This is a genomic window from Rhodococcus sp. Z13_19A (assembly GCF_058133575.1).
On record NZ_JBYUNN010000004.1, the window covers coordinates 245266 to 266567 of the forward strand.

Sequence of the window (21302 nt, forward strand, 5' to 3'; positions counted from 1 at the left end):
TACTCGGGAGTAACACCGCCTACGCACAGGAGAACCATGACGAGCACCGCCGCCCTCGCTGCCGACTCGGCCGGAGCGCCGCTCAAGCCGACCACCATCGAGCGCCGCGCGCTGCGGGACGACGACGTCCGCATCGACGTCAAGTTCGCCGGCATCTGCCACAGCGACATCCACCAGGTGCGCGAGGAGTGGGGCACGGCGATCTTCCCAATGGTTCCCGGCCACGAGATCGCGGGCGTGGTGTCCGAGGTGGGCTCCGGCGTCACCGCCTACCAGGTGGGGGACCGCGTCGGGGTGGGCTGCATGGTGGACTCCTGCGGGGAGTGCGACTTCTGCCGCAGCGGCGAGGAGCAGTACTGCGACAAGGGTGCGGTGATGACCTACAACGGTCTCGGCTACGACGGCGAGCCCACCCTGGGTGGCTACAGCCAGGAGGTCGTGGTCTCCGACCGGTTCGTGCTGCGCATCCCGGACGGCCTCGGTCTCGACGTGGCCGCGCCGCTGCTGTGCGCCGGCATCACCACCTACAGCCCGCTCAAGCGCTGGGGAGCAGGGCCGGGCAAGAAGGTCGCCGTCATCGGCATGGGCGGGCTGGGCCACATGGCCGTGCAGATCGCCGACAAGCTCGGCGCCGAGGTCTCCGTGCTCTCCCGCACGATGGCCAAGCAGGAGCAGGGCGCGGAGCTGGGCGCCGACCACTACTACGCCACCTCCGACGCCGACACGCTGAAGAGCCTGCGCAACAGCTTCGACCTGATCATCAACACCGTCAGCGCCGACCTGGAGATGGACCGCTACGTGGCGCTGCTGCGCCCGTTGGGTGCGCTGGTGAACGTGGGTCTGCCCTCCAACCCCTACCAGGTCACACCCGGCGGACTGGTGGGCGAGGGCCGCACCCTGGCCGGGTCGAACATCGGTGGCATCCCGCAGACGCAGGAGATGCTCGACTTCTGCGCCGAGCACGGCATCGGCGCCGTCATCGAGACGATCAGCGCCGACCAGGTGGACGAGGCCTACGACCGCGTCGTGGACTCCGACGTGCGCTACCGCTTCGTCATCGACACCGCCACCATCGCGGCGGGCTGAGCTAGCCCTGCCAGGTGGGCCGGCGCTTCTCCAGGAACGCCGCCCGGCCCTCCACCGCGTCCGGGGTCTGCGAGGCCGCGGCCATCACCTCGATGGCCAGGGCGTAGGCGTCGTCGGTGGGCCGGTCCAGCTGGGCGCGCAGGGTCTGCTTGCCCAGCGCCTTGGACGCCCTGCTGCCCCGGGTGGCCCGGGCCAGCAGCGCGTCCACCGCGGCGTCCAGCTCGGCGTCGGGCACCGCGTAGTTGACCAGCCCCCACTGCGCGGCGGTGGTGGCGTCGATGACGTCGCCGGTGAGCGCCAGCTCCATCAGGTGCTTGCGGCTGATGGAGCGGGCCACCGGCACCGCGGGGGTGTGGCAGAACCACCCGGCCTGCCCGCCCGGCAGCGCGAAGCCCGCCGACTCCGCGGCCACCGCCAGGTCGCAGCTGGCCACCAGCTGGCAGCCCGCCGCGGTGGCCAGGCCCTGCACCCGGGCGATCACCACCTGCGGTGCGCTGCCGATGGCTCGCATCACCGCCGTGCACAGCTGCAACAGCTCCCGCACCCCGGCGTGGTCGCGGCCGTGCACGTCGCTGAAGTCGTGCCCGGCGGAGAACACCGGACCCTCCGCCGCCAGCACGATGCCGGTGGCCGGGGTGGCGGCGGTCTCCTCCAGCGCGGCGAGCAGCTCGCGCAGCACGTCCTCGGCCAGGGCGTTGCGCCGCTGCGGGCGGTCCAGGGTGATCCGAGTGGTGGGGCCGTCCTGCTTGACCAGCACGCTCACTCGACGATGCCCGTCTCGGCGATCAGCCCCGCCCGCAGCTCCCGGCGCAGCACCTTGCCTGCCGCCGACACCGGGATGGCGTCCACCAGGTGCACCTCGCGCAGCTTCTTGTACGGCACCACCAGCGCGTTCACGTGCTCCTGCAACGCCTCGGCGGTGACGTCGGAGCCCTCCACGAGCACCACGAAGGCCACCGGCAGCTCGCCGGCCTCCTGGTCGGGCCGGCCGACCACCGCGGCCCCGGCCACCGCAGGGTGGGCGTGCAGGATCTCCTCCAGCTCGCGCGGGAACACGTTGTAGCCCTTGTAGAGCAGCATGTCCTTGGCGCGGTCGACGATGGACAGGTAGCCCTGCTCGTCGAGGGTGCCGACGTCGCCGGTGCGCAGCCAGCCGTCGGCCAGCACCTCCTCGGTGGCCTCCGGGCGGTGGTGGTAGCCCTGCATCACCTGCGGGCCGCGGATGCACACCTCGCCGCTCTCGCCGTCGGCGACGCTCGAGCCGTCCACGTCCACCAGGCGCACCTGGGTCTGGAACACCGGCACCCCCACGGTGCCCACCTTGCGGGTGCCCGAGCGCCACGACGGGTTGCTGGTGGCCATCATCGTCACCTCGGTGAGCCCGTAGGCCTCGGTGACCACCGCGTCGGGGAAGCGCTGCTTGAGCGCCTCCAGCACCGACACCGGCAGCGGCGCAGCACCGGAGGTGATGCCCTTGACCGCCGACAGGTCGCGGGTGAGGAAGTCCGGGTGACGCAGCAGCGCCACGAACACCGGGGGAGCGCCGCCGATCATGGTGGCGCGGAACTTCTCCAGGTCGGCCAGGAAGTGCCCGGGGTCGAAGCGCTGGTGGATCACCACCGTGCTGCCCGTCAGCAGCGGCACGCTGAGGTAGCCGATGACGCCCATGGCGTGGAACCACGGGGTGAGGTTCACGGTGATCGCGGTGCCGTGGCGGGTGGGCCACTCCTGCTCGGAGCCGACCTGGTCCAGCAGCAGGTCACCGTCGTCGGTGAGCACCGGCACCGAGCCGCTGCCCCAGCACGCCGCCTGCAGCGCGTTGGTCACCACGTGCCGGTGGGTGAGCTCCACGCCCTTGGAGCGTCCGGTGGTGCCGCCGGTGTAGGCCAGGTGCGCCAGCGCGGTGGCGGGGTCGACGTCCAGCTCCGGCGGCGTGGTGGACTGGCCCGCCAGCAGCTGCTCCAGCGGCACCGCGTCGGGCAGCTCGGCGTCCACGGTGATGATGGTGCGGGCGGGGATCTGGTCGCGGATGGCCCCGATCGCCGGAGCGGCGATGCTCCAGGTGACCACCGCGACGGCACCGCTGTCGGACAGCTGGAAGGCGAGGTCGCCGGGCGGCAGCAGCGGGTTGGCCGGGGTGAACACCGCACCGGCCAGCAGGATGCCGAAGTAGATCGGCGGGTAGTCCAGGCAGTTGGGCATGTGCACGGCCACCACGTCGCCGGGTTGCACGCCCTGGGCCCGTAGCCCGTTGGCCACCTGGGCGGCGCGCTCCAGCAGCTGGGTGTAGGTCAGCTCAGCGCCGTCGTGGTGAAAGGCAGTCCGGTCGGCGAAACGAATGGCGGAACCACGCAGCACCGCACCCACGTCGGTGAGCGGGAACTGCAGGTCAGCAGGGATGCCGGGGGGCAAGATCGCGCCTACCGTGGTGGTGTCGTGCACCATAGCTAGCTCCTCACTCAGCGCGGAGCGTCGTTGCTTCGGCTGAGGTCCTAGGTTGCCCGTGCAGGTAGTACCGGGGCAAGGGTCCAGCCCAAGGAAGATGGGCTCAGAGTCGCAAAGATTGGGGTCGTGCCATGGCGGGCAAGCACACCGACGAGGACCTTCATCCCCCAAATCGCACGCGGCAGAAGACGCTCCACGTGCTGGTGGCCATCGCGCTGGGGGGCGCGCTCGGGGCGCTGGCCCGACACGGGCTGGACCGCGGGTGGGCCACCGATCCCGGGGGATTTCCCTGGTCGACGCTGGTGGAGAACGTGCTCGGGTCATTCCTGCTCGGGGTGATCGTGGTGGCGGTGACCGAGAAGCGCAGCGGTCACCCATTGTTGTATCCCTTTCTCGGAACGGGGCTGATGGGTGGGTTCACCACCTTTTCCACCTATGCCGTTGATGCGGTGACGCGAGACAGCAGCGGGGTGGCCACCATCTATGCGGTGGTGACCCTGGTGGGAGCACTGGCGGCCGCCTGGCTGGGCGTGCAGCTCACCCGATCGATCGGAGCCCGGTGATGGTGTGGCTGCTGGTGGCCATCGGTGGCGCGATCGGGGCGCCCACCCGGTACCTCGTGGGCAGGTGGACCAAGCCGTGGGCCGGCAGCACCGCGTTCCCGGCGGGCACGTTCGTGGTGAACATGACCGGCTGCTTCCTGCTGGGCATGTTCACCGGGGCGGACCTGTCGGCGGAGTGGTTCGCCCTGGTCGGCACCGGCTTCTGCGGGGCGTACACCACGTACTCCACGTTCAGCCACGAGGCGGTCAGCCTGAACGAGAAGGGCGACCAGGGCACCGCGCTCATCTACGTCGCGGTGAGCGTGGTGGTGGGTCTGCTGCTGGCCCTGGCCGGCTACGAGTGGGTGCACGACTAGGGCGTACTTGCAGACGTCCCCACCACCGCCACGGTGGTCTGCAACCGCTGCCAAGCCAACGTGCTCGCGGCTGCACTGCCTGCCCCGGCCGTCGTTGGCGGCCACTGCGACCGGGCGGGGTGTGCGCCCGTCGGGGGAGGGGGAGAGGATGGACGGCACGCGGGCCTGCCCGTGGCGACCTGAAGCGCTGACCCCGGTGCGCCTGCCCCGCAGCGCACCACCCCGACCTGTGACCTCCGAACCCGTGAGACCCGAGGAGTACCCGTGGCGCACGAGCGTGCCGGCCAGCCGGCGCAGCCCTCCGACCTGATCGACGTCGCCGAGGTGGTGTCGGCGTACACGTCCATCACCCCGGACGTGGACGACCCGGCGCAGCAGGTGGTCTTCGGCACCTCCGGACACCGCGGCTCCTCCCTGGACGGCGCGTTCAACGAGGCGCACATCCTGGCCACCACCCAGGCCATCTGCGAGTACCGCGCCAGCCAGGGCACCACCGGGCCGCTGTTCATCGGCCGCGACCCGCACGCGCTGTCCGAGCCGGCCTGGGGCACCGCGCTGGAGGTGCTGGTGGCCAACGACGTCACGGTGGCCATCGACAGCCGCGACGGCTACACCCCCACGCCGGCGGTCAGCCACGCCATCCTGCGGCACAACGCCAGCGCCACCCGGCGGGCGGACGGCATCGTGGTCACCCCCTCGCACAACCCACCCCGCGACGGCGGCTTCAAGTACAACCCGCCGGACGGCGGCCCGGCCGGGTCGGAGGCCACCGGCTGGATCGCCGACCGCGCCAACGAGATCCTCCGCGGCGGCCTGGCCGACGTGCGGCGCCGCCCGCTCAGCGAGGCGCTGCGCCAGGTGGAGCGCTACGACTACCTGGGCACCTACGTCGACGACCTGCCCTCGGTGGTCAACCTCGAGGTGATCCGCGAGGTCGGCCTGCGCATCGGCGCCGACCCGCTCGGCGGCGCCAGCGTGGCCTACTGGGGCGAGATCGCCGAGCGGCACAAGCTCGACCTCACCGTGGTGAACCCGGTGGTGGACCCCACCTGGTACTTCATGACGCTGGACACCGACGGCAAGATCCGGATGGACTGCTCCTCGCCCAACGCCATGGCTTCCCTGGTGGGCAAGCGCGGCGACTTCGACCTGGCCACCGGCAACGACGCCGACGCCGACCGGCACGGCATCGTCACCCCCGACGCCGGCCTGATGAACCCCAACCACTACCTCGCCGTGGCCATCAGCTACCTGGTGACCAACCGCCCGCAGTGGCCCGCGAACACCGCCATCGGCAAGACGCTGGTGAGCAGCTCGATGATCGACCGCGTCGTGGCCGCCGCTCACCGCGACCTGCTCGAGGTGCCCGTCGGCTTCAAGTGGTTCGTGCCGGGCCTGCTGGACGGCTCCATCGGCTTCGGCGGCGAGGAGAGCGCCGGTGCGTCCTTCCTGCGCCACGACGGCAGCCCGTGGACCACCGACAAGGACGGGCTGATCCTGGACCTGCTGGCCGCGGAGATCACCGCCACCACCGGCCAGACCCCCTCGCAGCGCTACGCCGAGCTGACCGAGCAGCACGGCGACCCGGTGTACGCCCGCGTCGACGCCCCGGCCACCCGCGAGGAGAAGGCCCGCCTGGCCAAGCTCTCCGCCGACCAGGTCACCGCCGACACCCTCGCCGGCGAGCCGATCACCGCCAAGCTCACTCGGGCCCCCGGCAACGACGCACCCGTGGGCGGCCTCAAGGTGTGTACCGAGAACGCCTGGTTCGCCGCCCGGCCGTCGGGCACCGAGGACGTCTACAAGATCTACGCCGAGTCGTTCCTGGGGGCTGACCACCTGCGCCAGGTGCAGGCGGCCGCCCAGGAGATGGTCACCGAGGTCCTGGCTTGAGCGACCCGCTCCCCGATCCCGCCGACCACCCCGCCACCACCTCGAGCGCCCGGAGCTCTGTGCGCGCACCGCTGCCGCGGGAGATCTGGGTGCTGGTCGCCGCGGCCTTCGTCATCGCCGTGGGCTTCGGACTGGTGGCCCCCGCGCTGCCGGAGTTCGCCCGCTCCTTCGACGTGGGGGTCACCGCGGCGTCGGTGGTGATCAGCGCGTTCGCGTTCATGCGGCTGGTGTTCGCCCCCGCCAGCGGCCGGCTGGTGCAGCGGCTGGGGGAGCAGCCGGTTTACCTCACCGGCCTGCTCATCGTGGCGCTGTCCACCGGTGCCTGCGCCATCGCCCAGACCTACTGGCAGCTGCTGGTCTTCCGCGGGCTCGGGGGCATCGGCTCGACCATGTTCACCGTGTCCGCGGTGGGCCTGCTGGTGCGGATCTCCCCGCCGGAGGTGCGCGGCCGGGTCACCGGGCTCTACGCCACCAGCTTCCTGCTGGGCAGCATCGGCGGGCCGCTGGTGGGCGGGGCGCTGCTGCGCTTCGGCCTGCGGGTGCCGTTCGTGATCTACATGGTCTCCCTGCTGGTGGCCGCCGCCGTGGTGTACACCCAGCTGCGAGGGTCCACGCTGACCCCCCGCGACAGCACCGACAACCGGCCGGTGATGACCCTGCGCGCGGCGCTCGGCAACGGCGCCTACCGGGCGTCGCTGGCGTCGAGCTTCGCCAACGGCTGGGGCGTGATCGGCGTGCGGGTGGCGCTGATCCCGCTGTTCGTCACCGAGGCGCTGGACCAGGGCGCCACGCTGTCCGGAGTGGCGCTGTCGGTGTTCGCCGTGGGCAACGCCGCGGTGCTGCTGCCCGCCGGCCGCATGTCGGACGTGTGGGGGCGGCGCGGGTTGACCCTGACCGGGCTGGTGATCACCGGCAGCGCCACCATCTGGCTCGGCTTCACCGGCGGGCCGGTGTCCTTCCTGGTGGCCACGGCGCTGGCGGGTGTCGGGTCGGGGCTGATGAACCCGCCGCAGCAGGCCGCGGTGGCCGACGTGGTGGGCTCGGAGAGCAAGGGCGGGCCGGTGTTCGCCGGCTTCCAGATGGCCTCGGACGTGGGCGCCATCGCCGGCCCGGTGGGGGCGGGCCTGCTGGCCGAGCACGTGTCCTACTCGGCGGCCTTCGGGGTGACCGGGGCCATCGCCCTGGTGGCCGCACTGGTGTGGGCACGGGCCCCGGAGACGCTGCCCGGCCGGGCAGCGGCTCCGGGTCAGGGCAAGGGGCAGGGCAAGGCCCAGGTCAGCCGACCGGGCCCACCCCGATGAGGGTGCCCACCAGGTAGGTGGCGCCCGCCGCCACGACGCCGAACACCAGCTGGCGGGCGGCGCCGCGCCACCACTTCTGCGCGGTGAACGTGGCCGCGACCGCTCCGGCCAGCACCAGCCCCAGCGCGCCCACGGCCAGCCCGGCCAGCAGCGAGCTGAAGCCCAGCAGGTAGGGCAGCAGGGGCACGATCGCGCCCAGGGCGAACATCAGGAACGACGACAGCGCCGCCACCATCGGGGAGGGCTTCTCCTCGGGGTCGATGCCCAGCTCGTGGGTGAGGTGCGTGCGCACCGCGCGCTCCGGGTCGTGGTGCACCTCCCGGGCCGCGCTGGTGGCGGTGGGGGTGCTCATGCCCATCTCGGTGAACATGGCGACCAGCTCGGCCTCCTCGCCCGCGGGGTTGTCGCGCAGCTCGCGGCGCTCCACCCGCGCCTCGGCCTCCACCTGCTCGTTCTGGGTGGACACCGAGGTGTACTCGCCCAGCGCCATGGAGAACGCGCCGGCCACCAGCCCGGCCACCCCGGTGAGCACGATGGTGCGTGGCGCGGCCCCGGCAGCACCGATGCCGGCGACCAGGGAGATGTTGGTCACCAACCCGTCCATCGCGCCGAAGACCGCGGCGCGCAGCCACCCGCCGGACACGTCGGCGTGGGTGTGACCGATCTCGCCCGGGCCGTCCTGGGCCGAGCTGGCGACAGGCCCGCCGGTGGCGGCCGGGCCCCGGAACCCGGGGATGGCTGAGGTGGTCACCAGGTGCACGATACCGGCCGGACGATCCTTTGTGGACGAAGGAGAGGCTACCCTGACCGGGGGAAACGTCTACTCTGCGGGGATGTTCCTCACTCCCTGGGTGAGCCTGCTCGCCCGGCTCGGACTGGCGGCCGTGTGGCTGGCCTCCGGCGCCATCAAGGCGGCCGACCCCCTGCAGGCCGTGGTCGCCGTGCGCGCCTACCAGCTGCTGCCGGAGTCGATGGTCACCCCGTTCGCCAACGCGCTGCCCTTCGTCGAGATCGGGCTCGGCCTGCTGCTGCTGTGCGGCGTGGGGGTGCGACCGGTGGCGGTGGTCTCGCTGGTGGTGCTGGTCGGCTTCATCGCCGGGGTGTCCTCGGTCTGGGCTCGTGGGCTGTCCATCGACTGCGGTTGCTTCGGCGGGGGAGGGGTGGGCGACGTCGGACCCTGGGACTACGCCGTGGAGATCGTCCGTGACCTGGGCTTCATGGTGCTGGCGGGGTGGCTGGTGTACCGCCCGCTGAGCCCGGTGGCCCTGGGTGCCGGCTCGCGCTCACCCTGGCCGCTGGCCCGCGCCCGCTGAGGTCACCAGGCCCGACCTGGCGTGAGTGTTGTTGTGCGCCAACATGTCAACGGTGTCTGTGTGGCGTCGGCGACAGCAGTGGCATCCTGGGTGCAACGTCTGCGGCACCAGGCTCGCCGGCGAACCGCCCCGGAGGAACACGTGAGCAGCCAAGGCATGAACAAGCGCCCGGTGACCAGCAAGCGGTCAACGATCATCGCCGGCGTGGTGCTCGCTCTCGTGGCGGTGGTGGTGATCGGTGGGGTCGTCAACCAGAGCAACCAGAACGAGGCTCGGAACGAGGGGTACGGCCATGCGCAGAACTCTCCGGTCCAGGTGAACCAGGGCGTGGTGCGGGTGGGGTCGGCCACCGCGCCGGTGACCATCGACATCTACGAGGACTACCTCTGCCCGGTGTGCGCCCAGTTCGAGAAGATCTACGGCCAGGAGCTGGCGCAGGCCACGGACGAGGGCAAGATCGCCGTGCGCTACCACTCGCTGGACTTCCTCAACGACGCCTCGGCCAGCAAGGACTACTCCACCAGGGCGGCTGCGGCGGCCCTGTGCGTGGCCACCACGGGGGAGGGGCGGGCCTACCCGGCCTACCACGCCACCCTCTTCGACACCGAGAACCAGCCGGCCGAGCGGGCCGGCACAGACCTGAGCAACGACCAGCTCGCGGAGCTGGCCACCCAGGTGGGTGCGCCGGCCGAGGCGGGCCCGTGCATCACCAGCGGGGCACGCATCGCCGACGCGCAGGCCGCCTCGCAGGCCGGGGAGGCCGAGCTGGCGGCCGCGGTGGGCGCGGTCGCGACGCCGACGGTGCTCCGGGACGGCAAGTCGGTGGACTTCCGCAACACCAGCTGGGTGTCCCAGCTCGGCTGACCAGCGGTTTCGCCCAGAGGGGTACCCCCGATTTCAGTTCTGGTACCCACGTCGTGTAACTTTCTGTCTCGCAGCACGGGGCTGTGGCGCAGCTGGTAGCGCACCACACTGGCAGTGTGGGGGTCAGGGGTTCGAGTCCCCTCAGCTCCACCCGTGAACGCACGCGAGGCCCAGATCCGAACAGGATCTGGGCCTCGCGTGCGTTCGGGCGACTAGCGGCGGGGCGGCGGCTGTGCGGCACTTGCCTCCGGCTACGATCTGCTCTGCCGCTTTTCCTCCGACTCGTCGGGGTGGGTCGCGGTGCAGGATGCGCGAGCCAAGCGGTTCGTGAGGCAGCACGGGTCCCCCGGGTTCACCCCGGTCGGACGCGCAGTCAGGAGGATCAGTGACGGCCCTAGCGCCCCAGCCCGTCGCCACCAGGCCGTACCCGGCCCGGGAGGTGAAAAAGGGCAACTTCATCGTCAACATGCTCAAGACGACCGACCCGAAGACCCTCGGGTTGATGTACATGGTCACCGCGTTCGTCTTCTTCATCGTCGGTGGCCTGATGGCACTGCTCATGCGGACCGAGCTGGCCGTTCCTGGGCTGCAGTTCCTCTCGAACGAGCAGTACAACCAGCTGTTCACCATGCACGGCACGATCATGCTGCTGCTGTACGCGACGCCGATCGTGTTCGCCTTCGCGAACTACATCCTGCCGCTGCAGATCGGCGCGCCGGACGTGGCGTTCCCCCGGCTGAACGCCTTCTCCTACTGGCTGTTCCTGTTCGGCGGGACCATCACCATCTCCGGCTTCATCACCCCCGGTGGTGCCGCTGACTTCGGCTGGTTCGCCTACACCCCGCTGTCCAGCAGCGTCTACTCCCCGGGCGCCGGCGCCGACCTGTGGATCATGGGCCTGGCCATCGCCGGCCTGGGCACCATCCTCGGTGCGGTCAACATGATCACCACCGTCGTCTGCCTGCGCGCCCCCGGCATGACGATGTTCCGGATGCCGATCTTCACCTGGAACATCCTCATCACCGGCCTGCTGATCCTGCTGGCCTTCCCGATCCTCACCGCGGCATTCTTCGGCCTCGCTGCCGACCGCCACCTGGGCTCGCACATCTTCGACCCCGCCAACGGCGGCGTCATCCTGTGGCAGCACCTGTTCTGGTTCTTCGGCCACCCCGAGGTCTACATCATCGCGCTGCCGTTCTTCGGCATCGTCAGCGAGATCTTCCCGGTGTTCTCCCGCAAGCCGCTCTTCGGCTACAAGGGCCTGGTCTTCGCCACGCTGGCCATCGCCGCGCTGTCGGTCGCCGTCTGGGCGCACCACATGTACGCCACCGGTGCGGTGCTGCTGCCGTTCTTCTCCTTCATGACGTTCCTCATCGCCATCCCCACCGGCGTGAAGTTCTTCAACTGGATCGGCACCCTGTGGAAGGGCCAGCTCACCTTCGAGACGCCCATGCTGTTCTCCCTGGGCTTCCTGATCACGTTCCTCTTCGGTGGGCTCACCGGTGTGCTGCTGGCCAGCCCGCCGATCGACTTCCACGTGTCGGACACCTACTTCGTGGTGGCGCACTTCCACTACGTGCTCTTCGGCACCATCGTGTTCGCGACCTACGCCGGCATCTACTTCTGGTTCCCCAAGATGACCGGCCGGATGCTGGACGAGAAGCTGGGCAAGTTCCACTTCTGGACCACGTTCATCGGCTTCCACCTGACGTTCCTGGTGCAGCACTGGCTCGGCAACGAGGGCATGCCCCGTCGCTACGCCGACTACCTGCCCTCCGACGGGTTCACCACGCTGAACACGGTGTCCACCATCGGTGCGTTCGTCCTCGGCGCCTCGACGCTGCCGTTCCTGTGGAACGTCTTCGTCAGCTACCGCTACGGCAAGCCGGTCCTGGTCGACGACCCGTGGGGCTACGGCAACTCCCTGGAGTGGGCCACCAGCTGCCCGCCGCCGCGGCACAACTTCACCGTGCTGCCGCGCATCCGGTCGGAGCGTCCTGCCTTCGAGCTGCACTACCCGCACATGGCGGAGCGCATGCGCGCCGAGGCGCACACCGGCAAGGCCGCCGCGAACCACGGCGCCCCGTCGGAGAAGGTCAGCAACGTGGTGGAGCCGGACTCCACCAACGGCGGCGACCCCCGGTCGCGCTAGACCGGTAGCACTCAGCTCCGCAGCACTCCAGCGATGAGCCTCGACCTGCAGTGGGTCGGGGCTCATCGCCGTCCCGTGGCACTGTGAGAAGACGTGACAGCACCCGGGCCTCCAGGCCCGGGCGAGAACCCAACCCAGGAGGAACCCCGACGTGACCGGGCCAGCCCAGCCGACGCACGAGAGCACTGTCCTGGTCACCGTCACCGGGCCTGACCGCCCCGGCGTGACCTCCGTGCTCTTCCAGGAGCTGACCAAGCACGACGTGGACGTGATGGACGTCGAGCAGGTGGTCATCCGGGGGCGGCTCACGCTGGGGGTGCTGGTCAGCTGCGCCGGGGACGCCGACGCGCTCAAGGCGTCGGTGGAGCAGGTGATGCCCACGGTGGGCGTGCACGTGGACGTGGAGGTCGGGGCACCGGTCGGCGGCGGTCGCAGCCCCTCCACGCACTCGGTGCTGGTGCTGGGCAGCCCGGTGAAGGCGCGGGCGCTCACCGCCATCGGCCGGGAGCTGGCGGTGCAGGGCGCCAACATCGACGCCATCCGCGCAGTGGCCGACTACCCGGTCACCGGCCTGGAGCTGATGGTCAGTGCCCCTGGCGACGGCTGCGAGGCCACGGGCACCGTGGGCCAGGAGAGCGCCTCGGACACCGCGCTGCGCACCGGGCTGGCCGCGGTGGCCGCCGGGGAGGGCGTGGACATCGCGGTGCAGCGCGGCGGACTGGCCCGCCGGGCGCAGCGGCTCATCGTCTTCGACGTCGACTCCACCCTGGTGCAGGGCGAGGTCATCGAGATGCTGGCCGCTCGCGCCGGCGCCGAGGACAAGGTCGCCGAGATCACCGCGGCCGCGATGCGCGGCGAGCTGGACTTCACCCAGTCGCTGCACCAGCGGGTGCAGTCGCTGGCCGGGCTGCCGGCGAGCGTGATCCAGGACGTGGCCGACGAGCTGGAGCTCACCCCGGGGGCCCGCACCACCATCCGCACGCTGCGCCGGCTGGGCTTCCACTGTGGGGTGGTCTCCGGCGGCTTCACCCAGGTGATCGAGGGCCTGGCGCACGAGCTGGAGCTGGACTTCGTGGCGGCCAACACCCTGGAGATCGTGGACGGCACGCTCACCGGACGGGTGATCGGGCCGATCATCGACCGGGCCGCCAAGGCGGTGGCGCTGCAGCGCTTCGCCGCGCAGGCCGGCGTGCCCCTGGAGCAGACCGTGGCAGTGGGCGACGGCGCCAACGACATCGACATGATCTCTGCCGCGGGGCTGGGCATCGCCTTCAACGCCAAGCCGGCGCTGCGCGACGTCGCCGACACCGCGCTGTCCTACCCCTACCTGGACGCAGTGCTGTTCGTGCTGGGCATCACCCGGGCCGAGGTGGAGGCCGCGGACGCCATCGACGGGGTGCTGCGGCGCGTGCCCCTCGGCGGCCAGTGACCACCGGCTGAGCGGACCGCGCGGGCCCGCACCGGGCCTAGGCCTCGGGGTTGTCCACCAGCCGACGCAGCGCGGAGCGGACCACGGCGGGGTCGGTGGTCTGCCAGAACGGCGGCAGCGACGCCCGCAGGTAGCCGCCGTAGCGGGCGGTGACCAGGCGCGGGTCGAGCACGGCCACCACCCCGCGGTCGTCCACGCTGCGCAGCAGCCGGCCCACGCCCTGGGCCAGCAGCAGCGCCGCGTGGTTGGCGGCCACGGTGAGGAAGCCGTTGCCCCCGGTGGACTCCACGGCGCGCTGGCGGGCGACCAGCAGCGGGTCGTCAGGGCGGGGGAAGGGGATGCGGTCCAGGATCACCAGCGACAGCGACCGGCCCGGCACGTCCACGCCCTGCCACAGCGACAGCGTGCCGAACAGCGAGGTGGCCTCGTCGGCGGCGAACTTGGTGATGAGCTGGCCGGTGGAGTCCTCGCCCTGGCACAGCACCGGGGTGTCCAGGCGCTCGCGCATGGCCTCCGCCGCCGCCTTGGCCGCGCGCATGGAGGAGAACAGGCCCAGGGTGCGCCCACCGGCGGCGGAGACCAGCTCCTCGATCTCGGTGAGGTAGGCCTCCACCAGTCCGTCCCGGCCGGGTGCGGGCAGGTGCTTGGCCACGTAGAGGATGCCCGAGGTGGCGTGGGCGAAGGGTGAGCCCACGTCCAGCGATGACCAGCGGGTGCTGCTCGCCGCTCCTTCCGAGGGCGCCTCCTTGGCGCTGGCGGTACCGGTGTCGCTGCGGGCGGCGTTCTCCGCGGGCAGCCCCCACTGCCGGGCCAGGTTGTCGAAGGAGCCGCCCAGCGCCAGGGTGGCGGAGGTGAGCACCACGGTGGAGTCGTCGAAGAGGTTCTTGCGCAGCAGCCCGCCCACCGACAGCGGCGCCACCTTGAGCACCAGCCCGCGGCGCTCCTCCGCGGCCAGCCACACCACGTCGTGCCGCTTGGCGGGGTCGGGCTGGTCGAAGGCCACCAGCACGCGCACCGCGGTGTCGTGCACCTCGTCGATCAGGGCCAGCGCGGCGGTGCGGGCGGCGGCCGCCTCGGGGTCGGCGGCGCTCATCCCCGGCTTGACCGGGCCGATGGCGGTGCGGCACGCCCAGGCGGCGTCGCGGACGGCGGCCAGCGCGGTGGCAGCCTGGTCGGGCAGGCTCCGCTCCCAGCGGCCGGGGCCCACGTCCTCCAGCGCCATGGTGAAGCCCTCGGCCGAGGCCTCCAGCCGATCCACGTCGCGGTCGTCGATCATCTTGGCGCAGCGCCGGGCCGCGGCGCTGATGGCGGCCCCGTGCAGCTCGGCGGTGGCCACCGCGGTCACCCGGTCCACCAGCTCGTGGGCCTCGTCGATCACCACCGCGTCGTGCTCGGGCAGCACCGGGATGCCGGTGATGGCGTCGATGGCCAGCAGCGCGTGGTTGGTCACCACCACGTCCACCTTGGCGGCGGCTGCGCGCGCCTGCTCGGCGAAGCAGTCGCTGCCCACCGGACAGCGGGCGACGCCGAGGCACTCCCGGGCGGAGACGCTGACCTGCCGCCAGGCCTGCTCGCTCACCCCGGGCACGATCTCGTCGCGGTCACCGGTCTCGGTCTTCTCCGCCCAGGCGTGCAGGCGCTGCACCTCCCGGCCCATCTTGGAGACGGCGAAGGCGTCGAACAGTGCCTCGTCGGGGTCCTCGGGGGCGCCGGCGTCGAGGCGGTGCAGGCACAGGTAGTTGCGCCGGCCCTTGAGGATGGCGAACTGCGGGGCCTGGCCCAGCTCGGGCTTGAGCGCCTTGGCCAGGCGCGGCAGGTCGCGGTCCACCAGCTGGCGCTGCAGGGCGATGGTGGCGGTGGAGACGACCACCGTCTTGCCCGAGCTGACGGCGTGCCGGATCGCGGGCACCAGGTAGGCCAGCGACTTGCCGGTGCCGGTGCCGGCCTGCACCGCCAGGTGCTGGCCGCCCTCCAGCGCGTGCGCCACGGCGGAGGCCATGCTCAGCTGCCCGGTGCGCTCCGCGCCGCCGAGAGCCTGCACCGCGCTGGCGAGCAGCTCGGGGACCGCGGGCAAGCGTGCGGAGTCAGGAGCAGGGGAGTCGGGCACGGGTGCAGACGCTACCGCCGTGGGCGGGGTGGCCCCGCCCACGGTGGCGCGTCGGTGGACTCAGCGGGTCGGTGGGCCCAGAGGGTCGGTGGGTTCAGAGGGTCGGTGGGCTCAGAGGTAGGTGGTGGGGATGGCCGGCTCGCCCTTGGACAGCTTGAGGCCCTCCCACGGCAGGCTGACCAGCCCGGCGGCCAGGTGCTTGCGGGACTGCTCCAGCGTGGGCAGGCCCTCCACCGGCTCACCCTTGCGCACCAGCGGGACGGGAACGACGCGGTCGTCGGGGCCCAGCTCGGGGGCGTGCTCGACCCCGTGCACGACCTCCTCCACCACGGTGCCGGTCGCCCGCGCCCGGCGCACCGCTGACTTGGCCCCGCCGCGAGAGGCCTTGTTGCTGCTGCGCTTGGCCACCGGGACACCGTCCACGGCGACCAGCTTGAACACCATCCCCGCGGTGGGGGCTCCGGAGCCGGTGACCAGCGAGGTGCCCACGCCGTAGGCGTCCACCGGCTCCGCGCGCAGCCCCGCGATGGCGTACTCGTCCAGGTCGCCGGAGAGCACCACCCGGGTCTTGGTGGCGCCCAGGGAGTCCAGCTGGGCCCGCGCCTGCGCGGCCATCACGCCGAGGTCGCCGGAGTCGATGCGCACCGCGCCCAGCTCGGGCCCGGCCACCTCGATGGCGGTGGCGATGCCGTTGTGGATGTCGTAGGTGTCCACCAGCAGCGTGGTGCCCACCCCGAGGGCGTCCACCTGGGCGCGGAAGGCGGCGGCCTCGTCGGTGCCGTGCTCGGTGGTGTGCAGCAGCGTGAAGGCGTGCGCGCTGGTGCCGGAGGTGGGCACCCCGTAGTGACGTCCGGCCTCCAGGTTGGAGGTGGAGGTGAACCCGGCGAGGTAGGCGGCGCGGGCGCTGGCCACCGCGGCCCGCTCGTGGGTGCGCCGCGAGCCCATCTCGATGAGCGTGCGGCCCCGGGCGGCGCTGACCATCCGGGCGGCGGCGGAGGCCACCGCGGAGTCGTGGTTGAGCACCGACAGGGCCAGGGTCTCCAGCACCACGCACTCGGCGAACGTGCCGTGCACCGAGAGGACGGGCGAGCCGGGGAAGTACAGCTCGCCCTCCGGGTAGCCGTCGATGTCCCCGCGGAAGCGGTACTCGGACAGCCACTCCAGCGTGCGCGTGTCCACCACCCCGGCCAGCGCGGCCAGCTCCCGCTCGCCCACCTGGAAGTCGGCCAGCAGCTCGAGGAACCGGCCCGTGCCGGCGACCACGCCGTAGCGCCGCCCGGCGGGCAGCGAGCGCGCGAACAGCTCGAAGGTGCAGTGCCGATCACCGGTGCCGTCCTGGAGGGCGGCACTGAGCATGGTGAGCTCGTAGTGGTCGGTGAGCAGGGCGGTGCTTGTGTAAGCCGTCACGTCTGGTCACTGTACGAGGCTCCCACCGAGACCGGGACGTGGGAGTTCGTCCGTTTCGGTCGTAAGGTGGAGTCCATGGCTGCACCCACTGAGCTGGAACCTCAGGTCGACCCCGACTCGGTAACCGACGAGGCGCGGGGTGAGGACCGACCGTGGGTGACGGTGGTGTGGGACGACCCCGTGAACCTCATGCACTACGTCACCTACATCTTCCAGAAGCTCTTCGGCTACTCCAAGGACAAGGCCACCGAGCTGATGATGCAGGTGCACTCCGAGGGCAGGGCGGTGGTCTCCTCGGGCACCAAGGAGAAGATGGAGGGCGACGTGAGCAAGCTGCACGCCGCGGGCCTGTGGGCCACCCTCCAGCGGGACGGCTGAGCCCGCCCCAGCTCGCACGCAGCTCGCCGCCACGGCACAGCACATTCACCGTCCTGACCGACACCGCAGCACGGCGCGGGTGGTCAGCCAACCCACCGGGACACATCTCATGCAGCACTGGTCACGCAGGAGCACGTTCGGGGGAGCTCGGGTGCGCACCGAGCTCGACCCCCAGGAGGCAGCGGTGCTCCGCGGGCTGGTGTCCTCGGTGGTGGAGATGCTGCGCGCCCGCGCCGACGACGCCCCCACCGACGAGCTCTCCCGGATGACCGGTTTGCGCACCGGCCACAGCGACCGCCCCCAGGACGACAGCCTGCTGCGCCTGCTGCCGGACTTCCACCGCCTCGACGACCCGGCCTACACCCAGGACGGTGCCGACCGGGAGCAGGGCGCCGACGCCGCCGGTGCGCTGCGCAGCCTGCACGAGCCGGAGATCATCGACGCCAAGTGCGCGGCGGCCCAGGTGCTGCTGGACTCCTGCCCGCCGCGGGGCGGGCGGGTCACGCTGAACACCACGCAGGCCGACGCCTGGCTGGCCACCATCAACGACGTCCGGCTCACCCTCGGCACCATGCTCGACATCGGCCCGGACACCCCGGACGAGGTGCCCGAGGACGACCCCCGCGCGGGTCACCTCGGCGTGTACCACTGGCTCACCTTCGTGCAGGACTCCCTGGTGCAGTCGCTGATGAGCTGAGCCTGGCTGGCCCGTCGGGCCCGGTCGGCACTGCACCGGCGTCGCCTAGGATGGGTTGCGTGCTGACAATCCGGGCAGACCTCGTCGAGGCGATGATCGCCCACGCGCGCGCCGACCACCCTGACGAGGCCTGCGGGATCCTCGTGGGGCCGGAGGGTTCCGACCGTCCCGAGCGACACGTGGCCATGATCAACGCCGAGCGCTCACCGACGTTCTACCGCTTCGACTCCGGCGAGCAGCTGCGGGTGTGGCGCGAGATGGACCGCAACGACGAGGTGCCGGTGGTGGTCTACCACTCGCACACCGCCACCGAGGCCTACCCCAGCCGCACCGACATCAACCTGGCTGCCGAGCCGGACGCGCACTACGTGCTGGTCTCCACCCGCGAGCCCGACACCGAGGAGCTGCGCAGCTACCGCATCGTCGACGGCGTGGTCACCGAGGAGCCCGTCGAGGTGGTGGAGAGCTACCGGTTCGCGCACTCCGGTCCGGACGACGTCCCCGACCAGCAGTGACGTGCGCCGGGAATCCCCGGCGCCCCTGCAGACGTTGCCCGCACGAAGGACCACTCACGAACTCAGGAGCTCTCCCATGGCAGTGACCGTTTCCGTCCCGACCATCCTGCGCACCCACACCGACGGCCAGAAGAGCGTCGAGGCCTCGGGCGCCACGTTGGCCGAGCTGATCGACGACCTCGAGGCCAAGCACAACGGCATCAAGGAGCGCCTGGTCAACGGGGACAAGCTCCACCGCTTCGTCAACGTCTACGTCAACGACGAGGACGTCCGCTTCTCCGGCGGCATGGCCACCCCCATCGGCGAGGGTGACGACGTCACCATCCTCCCCGCGGTCGCTGGCGGCGCACGCTAGAGATGGCCCGCTACGACAGCCTGCTCGACTCCCTGGGCCACACCCCGCTGGTCGGCCTGCCCTCGCTCTCCCCGCAGTGGGAGGGCGAGAACCCGGTGCGGCTGTGGGTCAAGATGGAGGACCGCAACCCCACGGGCTCGGTCAAGGACCGTCCGGCGCTGGCCATGATCGAGCAGGCCGAGCGCGACGGGGTGCTCACCCCCGGGTGCACCATCCTGGAGCCCACCAGCGGCAACACCGGCATCTCGCTGGCCATGGCCGCGCGGCTCAAGGGCTACCACCTGATCTGCGTGATGCCGGAGAACACCTCCATCGAGCGCCGGCAGCTGCTCACCATGTACGGCGCGGAGATCATCACCTCCCCGGCCGCGGGCGGGTCCAACCAGGCCGTCGCCATGGCCAAGGAGATCGTCGCGGAGCATCCTGACTGGGTGATGCTCTACCAGTACGGCAACCCGGCGAACGCGCTGGCGCACTACCGGGGCACCGGTCCGGAGATCCTCGAGGACCTGCCCACCATCACGCACTTCGTGGCCGGGCTGGGCACCACCGGAACCCTGATGGGGGCCGGGCGCTACCTGCGCGAGAAGGTCCCCGGCATCCAGGTGATCGCAGCGGAGCCGCGCTACGGCGAGCTGGTGTACGGGCTGCGCAACATCGACGAGGGCTTCATCCCCGAGCTCTACGACGCGTCGGTGCTCACCACCCGATACTCGGTAGGACCTAAGGACGCGCTGCGACGCACCCGCGAGCTCATCGAGCAGGAGGGCATCTTCGCCGGGTTCTCCACCGGTGCCATCCTGCACGCGGCGCTGGCCGCCGGGCGCAAGGCCGTCAAGGCGGGGGAGCGGGCGGACATCGCGTTCGTCCTCTGCGACGCCGGCTGGAAGTACCTCTCCACCGGCGCCTACGCCGGGACGCTCGAGGAGGCCGAGGCGGCCCTGGAAGGACAGCTCTGGGCATGAGGCCTCCCGCGATCCCGTCGGCGCACCGACCCTCCCCCCCGGGCGGGCAGCCCGTGTGGAAGACGGCCGCCGTGACGATCGCGCTGTTCGTCGCCGCGCTGTGGGTGATCCAGGGGGTCAACTCCGCCACCGGTGACGAGCTCACCGACGACGGGATCGAGCCGCGCGCGGTGACCGGGCTCGACGGCATCCTCTGGGCGCCGCTGCTGCACGCCGACTTCGGACACCTGCAGTCCAACACCGTGCCCCTGCTGGTGCTGGGCTTCGCGGTGCTGGTGCTGGCGGGGCTGCTGCGGTTCGTGCTGGTCAGCGCCATCATCTGGCTGGTCAGCGGGGCGGGGGTGTGGCTGTTCGGCGAGCCGGACACCGTGGTGGTGGGCGCGTCCGGGCTGGTGTTCGGCTACCTCGCCTACCTCATCGTCAGCGGCGTCTTCACCCGCAGCCTGCTCCAGCTGGCGGTGGGCGTGGTGGTGCTGGTGCTCTACGGCAGCCTGCTGTGGGGCGTGTTCCCTGGCGCGCCTGGCGTGTCCTGGCAGGGCCACCTCTTCGGAGCCGTCGGCGGGGTGGCCGCCGCGAGCGCGATGGCCCGCCGCGACCGTGCCGCCGGACAGCTCGGCCCGGGCGTGCGCCGGTGAGCACGCCGGTGGGCGCGGACGCGCCGATCGGCATCTTCGACTCCGGGGTGGGTGGGCTCACCGTGGCCCGCGGAATCATCGACCAGCTGCCGGCGGAGTCGGTGATCTACGTCGGCGACACCGCCAACGGACCCTACGGTCCGCTGACCATCGCGCAGGTCCGGGCGCACGCGCTGGCGGTGGCCGACGACCTGGTGGAGCGGGGCGTGAAGATGCTCGTCATCGCGTGCAACACCGCCTCGGCCGCCTGCCTGCGGGACGCCCGGGAGCGCTACCCGGTGCCGGTGGTGGAGGTGGTGCTGCCGGCCGTGCGCCGTGCGGTGGCCACCACCCGCAGCGGCCGCATCGGCGTCATCGGCACCCGCGCCACCGTCGCCTCCCGCGCCTACGACGACGCCTTCGCCGCCGCCCGTGGGGTGAGCGTCACCTCGGTGGCCTGCCCGCGGTTCGTGGACTTCGTGGAGCGCGGCATCACCAGTGGTCGCCAGATCCTGGGCTTGGCCCAGGCGTACCTGGAGCCGCTGCAGAGCGCCGAGGTGGACACCCTGGTGCTGGGCTGCACGCACTACCCGTTGCTGTCCGGGGTGCTGCAGCTGGCCATGGGCGACCAGGTGACGCTGGTCTCCAGCGCCGAGGAGACCGCCAAGGACGTGCTGCGCGTGCTCAGCGCCACCGAGCTGCTGCGGGAGAGCCCGGTGCCGCCGACCAGGGTGTTCCTCTCCACCGGTGATCCCACCTCGTTCGCGCGGCTGGGTCGTCGCTTCCTGGGGCCGGAGCTGACCGAAGTCGGTGCGGCCGCCGGCCCGGTCGCTGTCGCAGTCGACTAAGACGCGCTCGCAGA

Annotated in this window: 21 protein-coding genes and 1 tRNA gene; 17 read left to right on the forward strand and 5 right to left on the reverse strand. The window is 71.7% G+C overall.

Translation table 11 applies throughout. The annotated features are described in order from the left end of the window. Positions 1 to 36: 36 nt before the first annotated feature. Positions 37 to 1086, forward strand: coding sequence for an NAD(P)-dependent alcohol dehydrogenase (locus AC3YNX_RS16130; RefSeq protein ID WP_489996134.1), 1050 nt, complete (start codon positions 37 to 39; stop codon positions 1084 to 1086). 1 nt (position 1087) lies between these two features. Here the strand turns inward: AC3YNX_RS16130 and AC3YNX_RS16135 are convergent, their stop codons facing one another. Both AC3YNX_RS16135 and AC3YNX_RS16140 read right to left on the reverse strand, forming a co-directional pair. After that, the gene (locus tag AC3YNX_RS16135; protein WP_489996135.1) at positions 1088 to 1849 is read right to left on the reverse strand and encodes an enoyl-CoA hydratase-related protein; all 762 of its coding nucleotides are present in this window, start codon (positions 1847 to 1849) and stop codon (positions 1088 to 1090) included. Next, complete coding sequence (locus AC3YNX_RS16140) at positions 1846 to 3531, reverse strand: class I adenylate-forming enzyme family protein (protein WP_489996136.1); 1686 nt, start codon at positions 3529 to 3531, stop codon at positions 1846 to 1848. Before AC3YNX_RS16140 ends, AC3YNX_RS16135 begins: the two co-directional genes overlap by 4 nt. Positions 3532 to 3662: 131 nt before the next feature. On the opposite strand from AC3YNX_RS16140, the gene AC3YNX_RS16145 reads away from it, so the two are divergent. The 4 genes from AC3YNX_RS16145 to AC3YNX_RS16160 all read left to right on the forward strand — a co-directional run bounded on the left by AC3YNX_RS16145 (position 3663) and on the right by AC3YNX_RS16160 (position 7644). Then, positions 3663 to 4094 carry a fluoride efflux transporter FluC gene (locus AC3YNX_RS16145; RefSeq protein ID WP_489996137.1) on the forward strand — a complete coding sequence of 144 codons (432 nt, stop codon included), beginning with the start codon at positions 3663 to 3665 and terminating at the stop codon, positions 4092 to 4094. Beyond that, positions 4094 to 4450, forward strand: coding sequence for a fluoride efflux transporter CrcB (crcB, locus tag AC3YNX_RS16150; protein WP_127783564.1), 357 nt, complete (start codon positions 4094 to 4096; stop codon positions 4448 to 4450). Before AC3YNX_RS16145 ends, crcB begins: the two co-directional genes overlap by 1 nt. 264 nt (positions 4451 to 4714) lie before the next feature. After that, positions 4715 to 6343: a phosphoglucomutase (alpha-D-glucose-1,6-bisphosphate-dependent) gene (gene pgm, locus AC3YNX_RS16155; protein ID WP_489996138.1), complete on the forward strand. Its 1629-nt coding sequence runs from the start codon at positions 4715 to 4717 to the stop codon at positions 6341 to 6343. 59 nt (positions 6344 to 6402) lie between these two features. Further along, on the forward strand, positions 6403 to 7644 hold the full coding sequence (locus tag AC3YNX_RS16160; RefSeq protein ID WP_489996288.1) for an MFS transporter: 1242 nt from the start codon (positions 6403 to 6405) through the stop codon (positions 7642 to 7644). Here the strand turns inward: AC3YNX_RS16160 and AC3YNX_RS16165 are convergent. Continuing rightward, positions 7619 to 8308, reverse strand: coding sequence for a VIT1/CCC1 transporter family protein (locus AC3YNX_RS16165; protein WP_489996289.1), 690 nt, complete (start codon positions 8306 to 8308; stop codon positions 7619 to 7621). The two genes, AC3YNX_RS16160 and AC3YNX_RS16165, sit on opposite strands and share 26 nt — an antisense overlap. A 169-nt stretch (positions 8309 to 8477) precedes the next feature. Here AC3YNX_RS16165 and AC3YNX_RS16170 point away from each other — a divergent pair, with 169 nt between their 5' ends. The 5 genes from AC3YNX_RS16170 (at position 8478) to serB (ending at position 13402) form a co-directional block, all read left to right on the forward strand. Beyond that, the gene (locus AC3YNX_RS16170; RefSeq protein ID WP_489982785.1) at positions 8478 to 8957 is read left to right on the forward strand and encodes a MauE/DoxX family redox-associated membrane protein; all 480 of its coding nucleotides are present in this window, start codon (positions 8478 to 8480) and stop codon (positions 8955 to 8957) included. Positions 8958 to 9098: 141 nt separating this feature from the next. Then, positions 9099 to 9821, forward strand: a complete 723-nt coding sequence (locus AC3YNX_RS16175) for a DsbA family protein (RefSeq protein ID WP_489996139.1) — start codon at positions 9099 to 9101, stop codon at positions 9819 to 9821. Positions 9822 to 9898: 77 nt separating this feature from the next. Continuing rightward, positions 9899 to 9971 (forward strand) — tRNA-Ala (locus AC3YNX_RS16180). Positions 9972 to 10206: 235 nt separating this feature from the next. After that, entirely contained in the window at positions 10207 to 11973 is a 1767-nt protein-coding gene (gene ctaD / locus AC3YNX_RS16185) for an aa3-type cytochrome oxidase subunit I (RefSeq protein ID WP_489982787.1), read from the forward strand. A gap of 151 nt (positions 11974 to 12124) precedes the next feature. Continuing rightward, positions 12125 to 13402 carry a phosphoserine phosphatase SerB gene (gene serB, locus AC3YNX_RS16190; RefSeq protein ID WP_489996140.1) on the forward strand — a complete coding sequence of 426 codons (1278 nt, stop codon included), beginning with the start codon at positions 12125 to 12127 and terminating at the stop codon, positions 13400 to 13402. Positions 13403 to 13439: 37 nt separating this feature from the next. Here serB and AC3YNX_RS16195 read toward each other — a convergent pair whose 3' ends face one another. Further along, entirely contained in the window at positions 13440 to 15509 is a 2070-nt protein-coding gene (locus AC3YNX_RS16195) for an ATP-dependent DNA helicase (RefSeq protein ID WP_241248919.1), read from the reverse strand. 111 nt (positions 15510 to 15620) lie between these two features. Continuing rightward, positions 15621 to 16916 carry a nicotinate phosphoribosyltransferase gene (locus tag AC3YNX_RS16200; RefSeq protein ID WP_489982789.1) on the reverse strand — a complete coding sequence of 432 codons (1296 nt, stop codon included), beginning with the start codon at positions 16914 to 16916 and terminating at the stop codon, positions 15621 to 15623. A gap of 75 nt (positions 16917 to 16991) precedes the next feature. On the opposite strand from AC3YNX_RS16200, the gene clpS reads away from it, so the two are divergent. From clpS to murI, 7 genes are all read left to right on the forward strand, one after another. Further along, positions 16992 to 17294, forward strand: a complete 303-nt coding sequence (clpS, locus tag AC3YNX_RS16205) for an ATP-dependent Clp protease adapter ClpS (protein WP_127783557.1) — start codon at positions 16992 to 16994, stop codon at positions 17292 to 17294. A 109-nt stretch (positions 17295 to 17403) separates the two neighbouring features. Then, positions 17404 to 17991, forward strand: coding sequence for an oxidative stress transcriptional regulator AosR (gene aosR, locus AC3YNX_RS16210; RefSeq protein WP_489982790.1), 588 nt, complete (start codon positions 17404 to 17406; stop codon positions 17989 to 17991). 59 nt (positions 17992 to 18050) lie between these two features. Continuing rightward, positions 18051 to 18506, forward strand: a complete 456-nt coding sequence (locus AC3YNX_RS16215; protein WP_127783555.1) for a M67 family metallopeptidase — start codon at positions 18051 to 18053, stop codon at positions 18504 to 18506. Between the two features lie 76 nt (positions 18507 to 18582). Continuing rightward, positions 18583 to 18861, forward strand: a complete 279-nt coding sequence (locus tag AC3YNX_RS16220; RefSeq protein WP_127783554.1) for a MoaD/ThiS family protein — start codon at positions 18583 to 18585, stop codon at positions 18859 to 18861. 2 nt (positions 18862 to 18863) lie between these two features. Continuing rightward, positions 18864 to 19826, forward strand: coding sequence for a PLP-dependent cysteine synthase family protein (locus AC3YNX_RS16225; protein WP_127783553.1), 963 nt, complete (start codon positions 18864 to 18866; stop codon positions 19824 to 19826). Continuing rightward, on the forward strand, positions 19823 to 20461 hold the full coding sequence (locus tag AC3YNX_RS16230; RefSeq protein ID WP_489996141.1) for a rhomboid family intramembrane serine protease: 639 nt from the start codon (positions 19823 to 19825) through the stop codon (positions 20459 to 20461). Before AC3YNX_RS16225 ends, AC3YNX_RS16230 begins: the two co-directional genes overlap by 4 nt. Beyond that, complete coding sequence (gene murI, locus AC3YNX_RS16235) at positions 20458 to 21288, forward strand: glutamate racemase (RefSeq protein ID WP_489996142.1); 831 nt, start codon at positions 20458 to 20460, stop codon at positions 21286 to 21288. The genes AC3YNX_RS16230 and murI overlap by 4 nt, the downstream gene beginning before the upstream one ends. Positions 21289 to 21302: the final 14 nt, after the last annotated feature.

Excerpts from the sequence above, each read along its gene's own strand:
- AC3YNX_RS16220 (WP_127783554.1), top strand. The coding sequence starts at position 18,583 with ATGGCAGTGACCGTTTCCGTCCCGACCATCCTGCGCACCCACACCGAC.
- AC3YNX_RS16140 (WP_489996136.1), bottom strand. The coding sequence starts at position 3,531 with ATGGTGCACGACACCACCACGGTAGGCGCGATCTTGCCCCCCGGCATC.
- AC3YNX_RS16130 (WP_489996134.1), top strand. The coding sequence starts at position 37 with ATGACGAGCACCGCCGCCCTCGCTGCCGACTCGGCCGGAGCGCCGCTC.
- aosR (WP_489982790.1), top strand. The coding sequence starts at position 17,404 with ATGCAGCACTGGTCACGCAGGAGCACGTTCGGGGGAGCTCGGGTGCGC.
- clpS (WP_127783557.1), top strand. The coding sequence starts at position 16,992 with ATGGCTGCACCCACTGAGCTGGAACCTCAGGTCGACCCCGACTCGGTA.
- AC3YNX_RS16225 (WP_127783553.1), top strand. The coding sequence starts at position 18,864 with ATGGCCCGCTACGACAGCCTGCTCGACTCCCTGGGCCACACCCCGCTG.
- crcB (WP_127783564.1), top strand. The coding sequence starts at position 4,094 with ATGGTGTGGCTGCTGGTGGCCATCGGTGGCGCGATCGGGGCGCCCACC.
- AC3YNX_RS16170 (WP_489982785.1), top strand. The coding sequence starts at position 8,478 with ATGTTCCTCACTCCCTGGGTGAGCCTGCTCGCCCGGCTCGGACTGGCG.
- AC3YNX_RS16230 (WP_489996141.1), top strand. The coding sequence starts at position 19,823 with ATGAGGCCTCCCGCGATCCCGTCGGCGCACCGACCCTCCCCCCCGGGC.
- AC3YNX_RS16145 (WP_489996137.1), top strand. The coding sequence starts at position 3,663 with ATGGCGGGCAAGCACACCGACGAGGACCTTCATCCCCCAAATCGCACG.